17 protein-coding genes are annotated in these 13,449 nt (G+C 72.1%); 7 read left to right on the forward strand and 10 right to left on the reverse strand.

The genetic code is table 11. The features are described 5' to 3' along the window. Window positions 1-44 precede the first annotated feature (44 nt). Window positions 45-509: a GNAT family N-acetyltransferase gene (locus EV284_RS28210; RefSeq protein ID WP_130339045.1), complete on the forward strand. Its 465-nt coding sequence runs from the start codon at window positions 45-47 to the stop codon at window positions 507-509. A gap of 182 nt (window positions 510-691) precedes the next feature. Here the strand turns inward: EV284_RS28210 and arfB are convergent, their stop codons facing one another. Then, window positions 692-1,120 (reverse strand): alternative ribosome rescue aminoacyl-tRNA hydrolase ArfB, encoded by a 429-nt coding sequence (gene arfB, locus EV284_RS28220; protein ID WP_130339047.1) that lies wholly within the window; start codon window positions 1,118-1,120, stop codon window positions 692-694. Between the two features lie 184 nt (window positions 1,121-1,304). On the opposite strand from arfB, the gene EV284_RS28225 reads away from it, so the two are divergent. The 3 genes from EV284_RS28225 to EV284_RS28235 all read left to right on the forward strand — a co-directional run bounded on the left by EV284_RS28225 (window position 1,305) and on the right by EV284_RS28235 (window position 3,465). Then, complete coding sequence (locus EV284_RS28225; RefSeq protein ID WP_030804536.1) at window positions 1,305-1,880, forward strand: TerD family protein; 576 nt, start codon at window positions 1,305-1,307, stop codon at window positions 1,878-1,880. Window positions 1,881-2,010: 130 nt separating this feature from the next. Further along, window positions 2,011-2,940, forward strand: coding sequence for a bifunctional GNAT family N-acetyltransferase/NUDIX hydrolase (locus tag EV284_RS28230; protein WP_130339050.1), 930 nt, complete (start codon window positions 2,011-2,013; stop codon window positions 2,938-2,940). A 24-nt stretch (window positions 2,941-2,964) separates the two neighbouring features. Next, window positions 2,965-3,465, forward strand: coding sequence for a hypothetical protein (locus EV284_RS28235; protein WP_030804532.1), 501 nt, complete (start codon window positions 2,965-2,967; stop codon window positions 3,463-3,465). A 6-nt stretch (window positions 3,466-3,471) separates the two neighbouring features. On the opposite strand, the gene EV284_RS28240 is transcribed toward EV284_RS28235, so the two are convergent. Further along, window positions 3,472-4,161, reverse strand: a complete 690-nt coding sequence (locus EV284_RS28240) for a pentapeptide repeat-containing protein (protein WP_207229157.1) — start codon at window positions 4,159-4,161, stop codon at window positions 3,472-3,474. Between the two features lie 132 nt (window positions 4,162-4,293). Here EV284_RS28240 and EV284_RS28245 point away from each other — a divergent pair, with 132 nt between their 5' ends. Next, on the forward strand, window positions 4,294-5,811 hold the full coding sequence (locus tag EV284_RS28245) for an MFS transporter (protein ID WP_130339052.1): 1,518 nt from the start codon (window positions 4,294-4,296) through the stop codon (window positions 5,809-5,811). On the opposite strand, the gene EV284_RS28250 is transcribed toward EV284_RS28245, so the two are convergent. Next, on the reverse strand, window positions 5,800-6,282 hold the full coding sequence (locus EV284_RS28250) for a GNAT family N-acetyltransferase (protein ID WP_130339054.1): 483 nt from the start codon (window positions 6,280-6,282) through the stop codon (window positions 5,800-5,802). The genes EV284_RS28245 and EV284_RS28250 overlap by 12 nt on opposite strands. 14 nt (window positions 6,283-6,296) lie before the next feature. Next, complete coding sequence (locus tag EV284_RS28255; RefSeq protein WP_130339347.1) at window positions 6,297-6,974, reverse strand: rhomboid-like protein; 678 nt, start codon at window positions 6,972-6,974, stop codon at window positions 6,297-6,299. Between the two features lie 129 nt (window positions 6,975-7,103). On the opposite strand from EV284_RS28255, the gene EV284_RS28260 reads away from it, so the two are divergent. Continuing rightward, window positions 7,104-8,171, forward strand: a complete 1,068-nt coding sequence (locus EV284_RS28260; protein ID WP_130339056.1) for a right-handed parallel beta-helix repeat-containing protein — start codon at window positions 7,104-7,106, stop codon at window positions 8,169-8,171. A gap of 59 nt (window positions 8,172-8,230) precedes the next feature. After that, entirely contained in the window at window positions 8,231-9,256 is a 1,026-nt protein-coding gene (locus EV284_RS28265) for a methyltransferase (protein WP_130339058.1), read from the forward strand. Window positions 9,257-9,343: 87 nt separating this feature from the next. Here the strand turns inward: EV284_RS28265 and EV284_RS28270 are convergent, their stop codons facing one another. Genes EV284_RS28270 through EV284_RS28295 form a run of 6 tightly spaced genes read right to left on the reverse strand, consistent with a single transcriptional unit; the run spans window position 9,344 to window position 13,420 of the window. Next, the gene (locus EV284_RS28270; RefSeq protein ID WP_030804500.1) at window positions 9,344-9,667 is read right to left on the reverse strand and encodes a TcmI family type II polyketide cyclase; all 324 of its coding nucleotides are present in this window, start codon (window positions 9,665-9,667) and stop codon (window positions 9,344-9,346) included. A gap of 29 nt (window positions 9,668-9,696) precedes the next feature. Further along, the gene (locus tag EV284_RS28275) at window positions 9,697-10,173 is read right to left on the reverse strand and encodes an SRPBCC family protein (protein ID WP_086695002.1); all 477 of its coding nucleotides are present in this window, start codon (window positions 10,171-10,173) and stop codon (window positions 9,697-9,699) included. Window position 10,174: 1 nt separating this feature from the next. Then, window positions 10,175-10,432 (reverse strand): phosphopantetheine-binding protein, encoded by a 258-nt coding sequence (locus EV284_RS28280; protein WP_130339060.1) that lies wholly within the window; start codon window positions 10,430-10,432, stop codon window positions 10,175-10,177. A 24-nt stretch (window positions 10,433-10,456) separates the two neighbouring features. Then, complete coding sequence (locus EV284_RS28285; RefSeq protein ID WP_130339062.1) at window positions 10,457-11,695, reverse strand: ketosynthase chain-length factor; 1,239 nt, start codon at window positions 11,693-11,695, stop codon at window positions 10,457-10,459. A 7-nt stretch (window positions 11,696-11,702) separates the two neighbouring features. After that, the gene (locus EV284_RS28290) at window positions 11,703-12,962 is read right to left on the reverse strand and encodes a beta-ketoacyl-[acyl-carrier-protein] synthase family protein (protein WP_130339064.1); all 1,260 of its coding nucleotides are present in this window, start codon (window positions 12,960-12,962) and stop codon (window positions 11,703-11,705) included. After that, complete coding sequence (locus EV284_RS28295; protein WP_229918926.1) at window positions 12,959-13,420, reverse strand: cupin domain-containing protein; 462 nt, start codon at window positions 13,418-13,420, stop codon at window positions 12,959-12,961. The genes EV284_RS28290 and EV284_RS28295 overlap by 4 nt, the downstream gene beginning before the upstream one ends. Window positions 13,421-13,449 lie beyond the last annotated feature (29 nt).

Genomic DNA, 13,449 nt, shown 5'->3' on the forward strand with positions numbered 1-13,449 from the left:
TAAAGGGGAGGCGCCCGGCGGATGCGCCGCCCTAGGGTGCGCGCATGTCACCCCGTCTCGCCGAGGTCACACCCGCGAACCTCGAAACTGCTCTGGCCATCCGTGTGCGTCCCGATCAGGAGCACGCCGTCGAACCGGTCGCGCACTCGCTGGCCGAGGCGTACGTGCGCCCCGCCGGGGTGGCCTGGCCCCGGCTGATTCTCGACGGGGACGTGGCGGTCGGGTTCCTGATGGCCTTTCTGGACATCGACTGGCGCGCGGACGGCGGGAGCCTGCGGCGCTCCGGGCTGTGGCGGCTGAACATCGACGCGGGCCGACAGGGCAGGGGGTACGGCCGGTTCGCCGTGGAGTCGGTCGCGGCGGAGCTGCGGCGGCGCGGGTGCGGGGAGCTGTACGTCACCTGGCACCCCGGCGCGGACGGGCCCGGCGAGTTCTACCGGCGGCTGGGGTTCCGTACGACGGACGAGACGAGCGGGGGCCAGACGGTCGGGGTGCTCGACCTGACCTAGGGCCTGTCTTCCGGATCAGGCCGGCTCGGGCCGACGGTTCCTACGGGCCGACCCGAGCGGGGTCTGGTGCGTGCAGCTGCAAGGCGGAGGAGGGAGTCGACGCGGAGCGTCGGCGAGTGACGACAACGCGGCAGATGTGCGTGCCAGGCGCCGCGACCCCGGCAAGATCCGAAAGACAGGCCCTAACCCCAGTCCCGGCCCGAGCGGCCGCGCTTGGTGTCGGCCCGCTGCTTCTTCTCGCGCAGCCGGCGTTCGTTGATGCCGCGTGGGATGCGGGTGGCGCGGCGGGGCTTGGGCGGGGGTGCGGTGGCCTCGGCGAGGAGGGCGGCGAGGCGTACGGCGGCGGTCTCGCGGTTGCGCCACTGGGAGCGGTGCTCGGAGGACCGTACGACGATCACACCGTCCACCAGGCGTGTGGCCAGGCGTTCGAGCGCGCGTTCCTTCCACACCGGGGGCAGGGCCTCGGTGCGGGCGAGGTCGAAGCGCAGCTCCACCTGGGAGTCGCTGGTGTTGACGTGCTGGCCACCGGGCCCGGAAGACCGCGAGAAACGCCAGTTCAGCTCGGCCTCGGGAAGCGAGACCGAGCCGCGGATGAGATAGGGCCCGGACATACGTCCCATGTTCCCGGCTCCGGGCACCCCGAGTCACCCCGATTTCCGGCGCGCCTGCCGGTGGCGGCGGAGCAGCTCGGTAAAAAAGGTAAAGCGGGGCGGAACCTGAGGCACCCCTCCCGCCGTTCTAACCGGTGACGTAGCTTCGTCGGCAAGATACTCAAAAGGGAAGGGACTCCCAATCATGGCTGTAAGCCTGTCCAAGGGTGGCAACGTCTCGCTCACCAAGGAGGCTCCGGGCCTGACCGCCGTCACCGTGGGCCTCGGCTGGGACGTCCGCACCACCACCGGCACGGACTTCGACCTGGACGCCTCCGCCATCGCGGTCAACGGCCAGGGCAAGGTCTACTCCGACCAGCACTTCGTCTTCTTCAACAACAAGCAGACGCCGGACAGCTCCATCGTCCACACCGGCGACAATCGCACGGGCGAGGGCGCGGGCGACGACGAGGCGATCAACGTGAACCTGGCCGCCCTCCCGGCCGACGTGGAGAAGATCGTCTTCCCGGTCTCCATCTACGACGCCGAGAACCGCGGCCAGAACTTCGGCCAGGTCCGCAACGCCTACATCCGCATCGTCAACCAGGCGGGCGGCGCGGAGATCGCCCGCTACGACCTCTCCGAGGACGCGGCCACCGAGACCGCCATGGTCTTCGGCGAGCTGTACCGCAACGGCGCGGAGTGGAAGTTCCGCGCGGTGGGCCAGGGCTACGCCTCCGGCCTGGTCGGCATCGCCCAGGACTTCGGCGTCAACGTCTGAGAACGGCCGCCGCCGGCTCCGGGGCCTTACCCGGGGCCGGGGCGCGCTCAGCCACCCGGGTCGGCACGGCCACCGGGGCCGGGTCACATGATCCCCCCTCGAAGCGAGCGCGCGCGTTAGCGTGCGGCGGGTGATCCTCGAACCCGTGCCCCCCGGGGGCGTTGCGCCCGTGCTCGGCGAACTGACGGCGCTGTACGCCTCTCAGCGGGCGTTCCACACGCTCAGCGGGGAGTTTCCCGACCCGGCGGACATCCGGCCGGAGCAGGTCGCGGAGGCGGTCGCGGGCGAACTGGCCCACCCCGGCGGGGAGGTGCTGCTCGCCCGGGTGGAGGGGCGGCTGGTCGCCGTCGTGAACACCCTGGCCCGTCACCCCGATCCGGCCGATCCCGACCCGTGGATCGGACTGCTGCTGGTCGATGCCGCTCAGCAGGGCAGGGGGTACGGACGCCGGGCCGCCGAACTGACCGAGGCCCGCTTCCGCGCGGCCGGCCGCCAGGCGGTCCGTCTCGCCGTGCTGGACGGCAACCAGGCGGGCCTCGCCTTCTGGACATCCCTCGGCTACGAACCCCTGGCCCACCGCCGCGACCGCGCCCTGAACCGCCCGTGCACGGTCCTGCGCAAGCCGCTGCGCACGCCCCGGCAGGCCGCGCGTACCGCCGTGGTCGACCCGGAGGGCGCCGTGTTCCTCTTCCGGTACGACAACTGCGAGGTAGGCGTCCACTGGGCCCTGCCCGGCGGCGGGCTCGAACCCGGCGAGACCCCCCGCGAGGCCGCCGCGCGGGAGCTGGCCGAGGAGACCGGCTGGACCGATCTCGTCCCGGGCCCCCTGCTGTGCACGTGGGAACACGACTTCACCCGCGCAGGCGTCCCCGTCCACCAGCACGAGCACATCTACGTGACCCCCGGCCCCCGCCGCGACCCCACCGCCTCCGCACGCGCCGCCCACTTCGCCGAGGGCATCCTGGGCGGCCGCTGGTGGACCCCCGTCGAACTGGGCGGTCCCGCCGAGCCCGTGTGGCCGCCGGGCCTGGGCCGGCTGCTGGCCGAGCGGGCACGCTGAGCCCCGGCCGTGGGACCATCTGACGTGCTCGACATCGGCTACGCGCTCTCCAACCGCTTCCCGGACCCCCCGCAGACGGACTACCGGCGGGCGGACGTCCGGGCGCTCAGGCACGATCTGTTCTGCGGGGACGTCTACCTCGCGGACACCAAGTCCGACCGGGAGCTGTCCACAGCCTGGGGATGGGTGCCGGTGCTGGACTTCGCCTGGGCGCTCTGCGACATCGCGGAGCAGTTGGACAAGGACCCGATGGGCTCGCGTGCCGCCCGCCCGCAGCGCGCGGAGCTGGACTTCACCGAGTCCACCGACCGCATGCTGTTCGAGCGCCGCTTCGGCTGGGTGGACATCGAGTCGGACTGGATGCCCGCCGAGGAACCCCCGCTGAGCTTCTCGCACGCCGAGTTCCGCCGCGAGGCCCGCGACTTCCTGCACGACGTCATCGCGGACCTGACCGACATGCACGAGGACCTCGCCGAGAACCCCGCGATCTGGACCCTCCAGGCCCGCTACCCCCGTATCTCGTAACCCCCGCTACCCCTCCACCCTGATCCCCAGCTCCGCCGCCAGCAGCGGCGCGAGGTCCAGCAACTGCCCGGTGCCGATCAGCGCGCCCGACAGCCGGTCCAGCCCTCGGGTGATCTCCAGCGGAGCGGCCCCCCGCAGGTCGACGTCCTTCAGCGTGGCGCGGGAGAGGTCGGCGGACTTCAGGGCGCAGTCGACGAACTCCACCCGCTCCAGCCGGGCCCCGCCGAAGTCGGGCTCCACCAGGACGCAGGACTCGAAGACCACGTCCTTCAGCCGCGCCTCCCGCAGGTTGAGGAAGTCGAGCTTGCCCCCGCGCACCACGACCCGCTCCAGCACCGCCCCGTGCAGCTGGGCGCCGCCGAGCCGGGGCGAGCGGAACTCCACGTCCCGGAAGGTGGCCTCGGCGAGCTGCGTGCCCACCCCCCGCACCCCGTCGAGCACCGAGTCCAGCACCCGGGCCCGCCCGAGCCCGGTCTCGTCGAGCACGCATCCGGTGAGCGCGCAGTCCATGAACCGGGCGCCCCCGCCCTGCTGTCCCGAGAGGTCGGCCTCCTGGAACTCCACCCCGTCGTAGTCCCCGTCCCGCTCCAGCTCCGCCTCCGCCCAGGGGACCAGGGGCGGCAGCCGCAGCTCCGGGCGCCGCGCGCCCCGTACCGCCGTGCCGCCGCCCATGCCCGTGGTTCGCCTTGTCGCCATGCGCCCATGCTGCACCCCCGCACTGACACCGCCTCGACCTCAAGCACCCGTGAGGGGAACCGTCACGGCGCCGAGCGGCGCGGGCTCTCCGACGCGGATGCGGCCCACCCCGATCCATGGTCTTCTGGCCAGATGAGCATCGGCCGAACGGGTGAGCGCGGTCCGGTCCCCGCCGGAACCGAGGCAGCCGATCCCCGCCGCTGGTGGGGCCTCGTCGTGATCGCGCTGGCCCAGCTGATGGTGGTGCTGGACGCGACGATCGTGAACATCGCCCTTCCCTCCGCACAGGCCGCCCTGCACATGTCCGACGGCAACCGGCAGTGGGTGATCACGGCCTACACACTCGCCTTCGGCGGGCTTCTGCTGCTGGGCGGGCGGATCGCGGACCTGGTGGGGCGCAAACGCACCTTCGTGATCGGGCTGATCGGCTTCGCGCTGGCCTCCGCGCTGGGCGGCGCGGCGGGCAGCTCCGGGATGCTGTTCGGCGCCCGCGCGCTCCAGGGCGTGTTCGCCGCCGTCCTCGCGCCGTCCGCGCTGTCCCTGCTGACCACCACGTTCACCGACCCCCGCGAACGCGGCAAGGCGTTCGGGATCTACGGCGCGCTGGCGGGCAGCGGCTCGGCGATCGGGTTCATCCTGGGCGGCCTGCTCACGGAGTACCTGAACTGGCGCTGGTGCCTTTACGTCAACGTGCCGATCGCCGTCATCGCCGTCCTCGGCGCCTTCGCCCTGCTGCGCGACCGGCCCGGCCACGGCGGCACCGCCCGGCTCGACGTACCCGGCGCGGTCCTCGGCTGCGGCGGGCTGGTCGCCGTCGTGTACGGGTTCAGCGAGGCCGAGCCGCGCGGCTGGACCGATCCGCTGGTGCTGGCGCTGTTCGCGGTGGGGATCGTGCTGCTGGCGGTGTTCGTGTGGTGGCAGAACCGGGCGCCGGACCCGCTGCTGCCGCTGCACATCGTGCGGGACCGGAACCGCGCGGGATGCTTCCTCACCATGCTGCTCGCGGTGATCGGCCTCTTCGGGCTGTTCCTGTTCATGACCTACTACCTCCAGGTCGTCCTCGGCTACTCCCCCGTCCGCGCGGGCCTCGGCTTCCTGCCGCTGACCGCCGCGATCATCGTCGGGTCGACCCAGATATCCGCCCGGCTGCTGGACCGGGTGGCTCCGCGCCTGCTGATGGTGCCGGGCATGCTGCTGGCCTGCGGAGGGCTGCTGCTGCTCACGCGGATGACGGTGCACTCGTCGTACACCTCGGAGATCCTGCCCGCGCTGCTGCTGCTCGGGCTCGGCATGGGCCTCACCTTCATGCCGGTGTTCGCCACCGCCACGGCCGGGGTCGCCCCACGCGACTCCGGGGTCACCTCGGCGACCGTCAACACCGCCCAGCAGGTCGGCGGCTCCATCGGTACGGCCCTGCTCAACACCGTCGCCACCACCAGCGCCGCCGCCTATGTCACCGCCCACCTGCGCGGCCCGGCCGACCGTGGCAGCGTGGTCCCGGCGGGTGTGGTGCACGGCTACACGGTGGCCATCTGGTGGGCGGCCGCGGTCACGCTGCTGGCCGCCGTGGTCGCGGGGCTGATGGTCACGGCGAAGCCGCCCCGGCACGGGGTGGCCGGAAAGGCGCAGGTGCGGGAGTCAGTCGGCTGAGCGGGCCAGGTCCGTCAGCGCCTCGTCGGTGAGGCGGTACACGGTCCACTCGTCCTGCGGGCGGGCGCCGAGCTTCTCGTAGAAGCCGATGGCGGGGCGGTTCCAGTCCAGCACCGACCACTCCAGGCGCTCGTAGCCGCGCTCGGCGCAGATCCGGGCCAGCTCGGTGAGCAGGGCGCGGCCGTGACCACCGCCGCGCGCGGTGGGGGTTACGTACAGGTCCTCCAGGTAGACGCCGTGCACACCGCGCCAGGTGGAGAAGTTCAGGAACCACAGCGCGAAGCCGGCGGGCTCACCGGTGGTGTCGTCCACCGCGAGGTGCGCGTACGCCGCCGGGCGCTCGCCGAACAGCGCCTCGTGCAGCTGCTCCTCGGTGGCCCGCGCCTCGTCGGGCTCCTTCTCGTACTCGGCCAGCTCGCGGATCATCGTGTGGATGACGGGTACGTCGTCGGGGCGCGCGGTACGGATCATGCCCGGCAGCGTAGTCAGCCGGACGGCGCGGCCGGGCTCCGGAACGGCTTCCACGTGCTTCCCCGGTCCCGCACCAGCGGATAGCAGGCCAGCCCGATCAGCGCGGCCAGGGCGTGCCCGAAGTCGGTGAAGGTCCGGCCGCCGGCCAGGGGAACGGTGTACACGGCGAGCAGCACGGCGAGGTACGCGTACTTCCAGGGCGCCGCGATCCGGTACGTCAGCACACCCATGACCCCCGCGAGGGCGTAACTGACCCCGATGTCGAGCGTGTTCACGGCGGAGGCGGGAGCATGCCCGTCGTTCACCGCCTTCAGCAGCGCCAGCTCGCTGATCAGCGTCGCCAGCACGTGCGCGGCCACACACACCACGACCCACCGGGCCGTCCCCACCCAGCGCTCCACCTGTGCGTGGAACACGCTGTACGCCACCGCGTACGGCAGCCAGTGCCCCCCGTCGATCCACATCGCGCTCGTGATCAGCACGCGCACCGGGTTCTGCGACAGCTCGTGGATATTGGTGGACCGCTGCCGCAGAAACTCCTTCTCGAACTCCGGCGACATGTGGTGCAGAGCCACCGTGGTGACGAAAAGCACGGCAAGCCACCCATAGGTCCCGGGCGCGGACCGCACGTAGGCCCCCGCCGCCCGGAACCCTCGTCGCACTCCGTCGACCCGGCTCACATCCGCCAGTATGGGCGGCCGGACGCGCCGGGCGCCTGGCGAGCGGCCGGTCGGCCGCCACAGGACACCCCCGCACACAGACACGCCCCCGGACGGACCATCGCGCGGGATACCGGATTAAACGGTCATACCGTACGCGGTATGAAGAGATGTCACCTCGCATACCTCGCCTGTGGCGCGGCGCTCGTGAGCGCGGGAGTGGGGGCGGTCCCGGCGGCCGCCGCTCACCAGACCCTCGTGGTCCGTCCCGGCGAGTCGATCCAGAAGGCCGTCGACACCGCGCGGGCCGGGGACACCGTGCTGGTGCTCGCCGGGACCTACCACGAGAGCGTGCAGATCGGCACGGACCGCGTCACGCTGCGCGGCGCCGGCGCCCGTACGGTCGTCAAGCCCGCCGCCGTCAAGACCGGCAAGGACGCCAACAGCTGTGCCCAGAACGGCAACGGCATCTGCGTCCTCGGCACCAAGACGAAGAACGTCGAGGGCGTCACCGTCGCCGACCTCACCGTCACCGGCTTCACCCGTGCCGGGGTCTTCGGCATGGCGACCGACCGCATGACGGTCCGCCATGTGCACGCCGTCGACAACGACACCTGGGGCATCGCCCAGGAGCGCTCCACGGGCGGCGTGTTCCGCGAGAACGTCGCCGAGCGCAACGGCGACGCCGGGCTCTTCCTCGCCAACACCATCAAGGAGGAGGCGGGCGCGTACGACGCCGGACGCACCCTCGTCGAGCACAACCGCCTCGACGACAACCGCATCGGCGTCACCGTCCGCCGCCTGCGCAACGTGAACGTCCAGGACAACGGCATCCGCGGCAACTGCGCCGGTGTCTTCGTCGTCGGCGACGAGAACACCCCGAAGGCCGGTCACCTGACCGTCGCCCGCAACCGGGTCGTCGAGAACAACAAGTCCTGCCCGAAGACCGAGCGCCTGCCCGCCCTCCAGGGCTCCGGCATCGTGCTGACCGGCGTCGAGCAGACCCGCGTGACCGGCAACCACGTGCGCGGCAACGCCGGCAATTCCCCGCTCTCCGGCGGCATCGTGCTCTTCAAGAGCATGGTCGGCACCCTCGGGGAGAACAACCGCGTCGACGGCAACACGCTGTCGGCCAACGCGCCCGCGGACCTGGTGAACACCGACACGGGCAAGGGCAACAGCTTCGCGCGCAACTCCTGCCGGGCCTCGAAGCCCGCGGGCCTGTGCTGACCGCCCGCCCGCTGCCCATCGATGACCGAAGAAGGCCGAAGAACGAGAAAGGGCGGCAGATGACGACCGCTGAGACAGCCCCACCGCCCCCCATGCGCCTGCGCGAGCTGGTGTTCGGGGCGGCCTGCGCCGCCGCCGTCCGGGCCGCCGCCCGGCTCGGCGTCGCCGACGCCCTAGGGGACGAGCCGAAGCCCGTGGAGGACCTGGCGGCCTCGGTGAAGACCGAGCCCAAGCCGCTGCGCCGGCTGCTGCGCGCCCTGTCCTGCTACGGCGTCTTCGCCGAGCACCCGGACGGCACCTTCGCGCACACCGACATGTCCCGCCTGCTGCGCGAGGACGACCCGGGCAGCCTCCGCGCGATCGCCCTGTGGTGCACCGAGCCGTGGACCTGGGACGCCTGGCCCCGGCTGGACGAGGCCGTGCGCACCGGGGACAACGTCGTGGAGTCCCTCTACGGCAAGGAGTTCTTCACCTACCTCAACGAGGACGCCCCCGAGTCCGCGGACGTCTTCAACCAGGCCATGACCCGCTCCAGCGAGCAGTCGGCCCGCGAGGTCGCCGCCCTGCTCGACCTGTCCGGCGCCGACTCGGTGGCGGACTGCGGCGGCGGCCAGGGCCATGTGGTGGCCTGCCTGCTGGACAAGTACCCGACGATGCGCGGCAGCCTGCTGGACCTGCCCCGCGTGGTCGAGAACGCCCTGCCCCGCCTGCGTACCGGCGACCTCGCCGACCGCGCCGAGATCGTGCCCGGCGACGTGCGCGCCTCGGTCCCGGTGAAGGCCGACGTCTACGTCATCAAGAACATCCTGGAGTGGGACGACGAGAGCACCGCCCGGCTGCTCGGCAACGTCGCCGCCGCGGGCGGCCCCGGCACCCGCGTCATCGTGATCGAGAACCTGGTGGACGACACCCCCTCGATGCGCTTCAGCACCGCGATGGACCTGATGCTCCTGCTGAACGTGGGCGGCGCCAAGCACACCACCGAGTCCATGGTCGGCCGGCTCACCTCGGCGGGCCTGGTCGTGGACGACATCCGTCCGGTCAACCCCTACCTGCACGCCTTCGAGTGCCACGTCGCCGGCTGACGCGGTCCCCGTAGGGCACAACCGGCCGCCGGGCCCGCGACGCTGCGGGCCCGGCGGCCGGTGGTCCTCATCAGGGGAGCCGGACGGCTAGTCGCGCTCCCACACGTAGAAGCGCTCCGCCATCGCGTCCTTCGGGGAACGCCAGGTCTCCGGGTCGTACGCGCTGACGTACGCCGACAGCCGTTCGCTGATCCCGCGGAACTCCGGGTGGCCGGCCACCTTGGCGATGGCCGGGGCCGGGTCGCTGTCCGACTCGACGAGGTGCATGTACACGTCGCCGAACTGGAACAGGCTGCGGCGGCGCACCCCGACGAGGTGCGGCAGCTCGCCCCGGTCCGACTCCGCGAAGATCTTGGCGATGTCCTGGGCCGAGCCCGGTGCCATCCGGGCCACGATCAGTCCCTGGTGCATGGCAGGTGTCCTCTTCTCCCGCTCGCCGGTCAGTCGGCCAGGGCCGGGGCGGGGCGGTCCCCGGCGGCCTGCTGGATCTTGTCCCGGATGAGCGCCATCTGGACCTTGGAGTTGCGGTTGATGTTGTCGGTCATCCACTCGTCGTCGACCGGTGCCTCGGGCTTCATGGCGAAGTCCTGCGTCCACACCATCCGGGTGCCGCCGGGCACCTCCTCGTAGGCCCAGTGGATGTCCATGTGGGCGAAGGGGCCCGTCTCCACGCGGCGGGCGCGGACGGTGCGGTTCTCGCGGTCCGGCTCGCGCTCGGAGACCCAGCTCCACACGGTGCCGTTGTCGTCCGGGTGCATGGTGAGCCGGAACGTCGTCTTGCGGCCCTCACGCTTGAGGACCTCGACGGACGCGTACTCGCTGAACAGCTGCGGCCAGTTCTCCAGGTCGTTGGTCATGTCCCAGACCAGGTCGAGCGGAGCGGCGATGGTGATCTCGTTCCGGGTGTGTCCGGCCATGTCAGGCTCCTGCCATCAGTGCGCTGTTGACGAGGTCGAGGAACGCCTGCGGCGTCTTGCAGCGCTCGGCGTCCGGGGGCATCGGGGTGCCGTGCCGGTTCTCCAGCTCGCCGACGATGCCCAGCAGGCCGAGCGAGTCGAGCCCCAGCGTCTCGAAGGGGGTCGCGGGCTGCTCCCGCAGCACTTCCGGGGCGACGGTGATGCCCGCCGCCTTCTTCATGAGGGCGGCCAGTTCTTCTTCGGTGATCTGCGCGTTCATGCCGTTCTCTCCTTTGCTGTTCGCCTACCGGTCGCCGTGCCGCAGCACCAGCGCCGCGTTCGACCCCATGAGGCCCCGGCTGAGGACCAGCGCCGTGCGCGGCTCGGCCACGCGGGCGCTCCCGGTCACGAGATCCAGGTCGTGGCAGACGTCCACCACGTTCGGCGTCGGCGGGATCACGCCGTGCTCCATCGCCAGCACCGCCGCCGACACGTCCAGCACCGGCGCCGCGCAGTAGCCGCGGCCGATACCGGTCTTCGGTGCCGTCACCGGCACCCGGCGCCCGTGCTCACCGAGCGCGTCCACCAGCGCCAGCGCCTCGGCACGGTCCGCCTCCGGCACCCCGAGGGCGTCGGCGAAGACCATGTCGACCTCCTCCGGGGCGCAGCCGGCTTCCGCCAGCGCGGTCCGGATGGCCTGCGCCAGCCCCTCGCGGGACTTCTCCCAGCGGGAGGCACCGGTGAAGGTCGCCGCGTGTCCCGCGATGTACGCCCGGACCTCGACCCCGCGCTCCCGCGCGGACCGCTCCGCCTCGACGACGAGCATCGCCCCGCCCTCGGCGGGCACGAACCCGCACGCCGCGTCGGTGAAGGGGCGGTAGGCGCGCGCCGGGTCGCTCTGACCGCTCAGCTCCCCGTACCCGAGCTGGCAGACCATCGAGTACGGCGCGAGCGGCGCCTCGGTGGAGCCGGCCACCATCATGTCGGTGCCCCGGCGGACCGCGCGGGCGGCGTGCGCGAGGGCGTCCAGACCGCCCGCCTCGTCGGAGGCGACCACCGAGCAGGGCCCCTTGAGGCCGCGCCGGATGGAGATCTGGCCGGTGCTGGCCGCGTAGAACCAGGCGATGGACTGGTACGGGCCGACGAACCGGCTGCCCTTGCCCCACAACTGCTGGAGCTCGCGCTGGCCGAACTCGCCGCCGCCGGAGCCGGAGGCGGTGACCACCCCGATGGAGTAGGGGTCCGCCGCGGTGTCCGCCTGGCCCAGGCGGGCGTCCTCCAGGGCCAGGTCCGCCGCCGCCATGGCGAAGTGCGTGAAGCGGTCGGTCTGCACCAGGAAGCGTTCCTCGACCACGGCCGGGTCGAACGCGCGGACCTCGCCCGCCACCTTCAGCGGCAGGTCCTGGCAGCCCTCGCGGGTCACCCGGTCCAGGACGCTGATGCCCTCCTGGGTGGACTTCCAGAAGGTCTCGGTGCTGATGCCGTTCGGCGCGACCACTCCGATACCGGTGACGGCCGCCCGCCGTTCCTCGGTTGCGCTCATCGTGTCCTCACTCCCTCGGCCGGGTCAGGATCACCGCGGACTGGAAACCGCCGAACCCGCTGCCCACGGAGAGCACGCCGTTCAGCTTCCGCTCCCGTGCCTCGCGCGGGACGTAGTCCAGGTCGCACTCGGGGTCGGGGGTCTCGTAGTTCGCGGTCGGCGGGACGGCCTGCTTGGCGAGCGCCAGCACACACGCCACCACCTCGATGGCCCCGATCGCCCCGAGGGAGTGCCCCACCATCGACTTGATGGAGCTCATCGGGGTGTCGTAGGCGTGCTGCCCGAGCGCCCGCTTCACCGCGGCCGTCTCGTGGCGGTCGTTCTGCCGGGTGCCGGAGCCGTGCGCGTTGACGTAGTCGATCGCGGTCGGGTCGATCCGGGCCTGGTCCATGGCGGTCTCGATCGCGCGGGCCATCTCCAGGCCCTCGGGGGTCAGACCGGTCATGTGGTACGCGTTGCCGAACGTGGCGTACCCGCTCAGCTCGCAGTACACGTGCGCACCGCGGGCCCGGGCGTGCTCCAGCTCCTCGAGCACCAGCACCGCGCCGCCCTCGCCCATGACGAACCCGTCACGGTTGTTGTCGAACGGGCGGGAGGCGTGCGCCGGGTCGTCGTTGTTCGGGGACGTCGCCTTGATCGCGTCGAAGCACGCCATCGTGATCGGGGATATCGGCGAGTCGGAGGCACCGGCCAGGCATATGTCCGCCCGGCCCTCCTGCACGGTGTGGAAGGCGTACCCGACGGCGTCCAGGCCGGAGGTGCAGCCCGTGGACACCGTCTGCACCGGGCCCCGGGCGCCGAACCGCTCGGCCACCGACGAGGCGACCGTGCTGGGCGAGAACGCCCGGTGCAGTTCGGGCCGGGCCTGGGTGTGGTCCACATCCCAGCGCTGGCCGCCATGGCTGACCAGCACATAGTCGTTCTCCAGCCGGGTGGTGCCGCCGACCGCGGTGCCGACCGACACCGCGATCCGCCAGGGGTCCTCGGCCGCGAGGTCGAGTCCCGAGTCGTGCACCGCCTCGTCGCCGGCCACCAGCGCGAACTGGATGTACCGGTCCGCCCGCTGCACCTGCTCGGCGTCGAGCCCGTAGGCCGCCGGGTCGAAGTCGCACTCGGCGGCGATCCTGGACCGCAGCCCCGAGGGGTCGAAGAAGGTGATGCCGCGCGTCGCGGTCCGGCCGTTGGACAGCAGGTCCCAGAACGCGGGCGTACCGATCCCGCCCGGAGCCACGATGCCTATGCCCGTGACCGCCACCCGCCGGGTCATGAGCGCACCTGGTCCCGGCCGGCGGCCACGGCACCACCGGCCTCGGTCACCACCGCGGCGGCCCCGATGACGTCCGTCTCCTCGGTGTCCACGTGACCGAGCTGCGGACGCGGGGCCAGCGGGCCCAGGTGGAAGACGAGACGGGCCTCCTCGTCACCCACGTTGCGGAAGCGGTGCCGCATGTGGGCGGGGATCATCAGGCCCTGCTCCGGCTTGAGGGGGTGCGCCTCGCCGTCGAGGTCCACCTCCAGCCGGCCGCAGATCACGTACACGAACTCCTCGGAGTACGGGTGGTAGTGCTCGCCGATGCGGTCGCCGGGCTGCACGATGGCCACGCCCATGAAGCCGCTGGTGGAGCCGACCGTCGCCGGGGTCAGCATGGCGCGCAGGTCGCCGCCGCGCCGGGTGTTGTGCTCGGTGTCCTTCAGGTCGATGATCTTGGGACGGTGTTGGATCACAGCTTCCTCCGTGAGATGTGCCGCGTCGG

It is taken from the genome of Streptomyces sp. BK022 (assembly GCF_004217355.1).
Taxonomy (GTDB): domain Bacteria; phylum Actinomycetota; class Actinomycetes; order Streptomycetales; family Streptomycetaceae; genus Streptomyces; species Streptomyces griseoluteus.

Excerpts from the sequence above, each read along its gene's own strand:
- EV284_RS28210 (WP_130339045.1), top strand. The coding sequence starts at position 45 with ATGTCACCCCGTCTCGCCGAGGTCACACCCGCGAACCTCGAAACTGCT.
- arfB (WP_130339047.1), bottom strand. The coding sequence starts at position 1,120 with ATGTCCGGGCCCTATCTCATCCGCGGCTCGGTCTCGCTTCCCGAGGCC.
- EV284_RS28225 (WP_030804536.1), top strand. The coding sequence starts at position 1,305 with ATGGCTGTAAGCCTGTCCAAGGGTGGCAACGTCTCGCTCACCAAGGAG.
- EV284_RS28240 (WP_207229157.1), bottom strand. The coding sequence starts at position 4,161 with ATGGCGACAAGGCGAACCACGGGCATGGGCGGCGGCACGGCGGTACGG.
- EV284_RS28245 (WP_130339052.1), top strand. The coding sequence starts at position 4,294 with ATGAGCATCGGCCGAACGGGTGAGCGCGGTCCGGTCCCCGCCGGAACC.
- EV284_RS28250 (WP_130339054.1), bottom strand. The coding sequence starts at position 6,282 with ATGATCCGTACCGCGCGCCCCGACGACGTACCCGTCATCCACACGATG.
- EV284_RS28260 (WP_130339056.1), top strand. The coding sequence starts at position 7,104 with ATGAAGAGATGTCACCTCGCATACCTCGCCTGTGGCGCGGCGCTCGTG.
- EV284_RS28265 (WP_130339058.1), top strand. The coding sequence starts at position 8,231 with ATGACGACCGCTGAGACAGCCCCACCGCCCCCCATGCGCCTGCGCGAG.
- EV284_RS28270 (WP_030804500.1), bottom strand. The coding sequence starts at position 9,667 with ATGCACCAGGGACTGATCGTGGCCCGGATGGCACCGGGCTCGGCCCAG.
- EV284_RS28275 (WP_086695002.1), bottom strand. The coding sequence starts at position 10,173 with ATGGCCGGACACACCCGGAACGAGATCACCATCGCCGCTCCGCTCGAC.
- EV284_RS28280 (WP_130339060.1), bottom strand. The coding sequence starts at position 10,432 with ATGAACGCGCAGATCACCGAAGAAGAACTGGCCGCCCTCATGAAGAAG.
- EV284_RS28285 (WP_130339062.1), bottom strand. The coding sequence starts at position 11,695 with ATGAGCGCAACCGAGGAACGGCGGGCGGCCGTCACCGGTATCGGAGTG.
- EV284_RS28290 (WP_130339064.1), bottom strand. The coding sequence starts at position 12,962 with ATGACCCGGCGGGTGGCGGTCACGGGCATAGGCATCGTGGCTCCGGGC.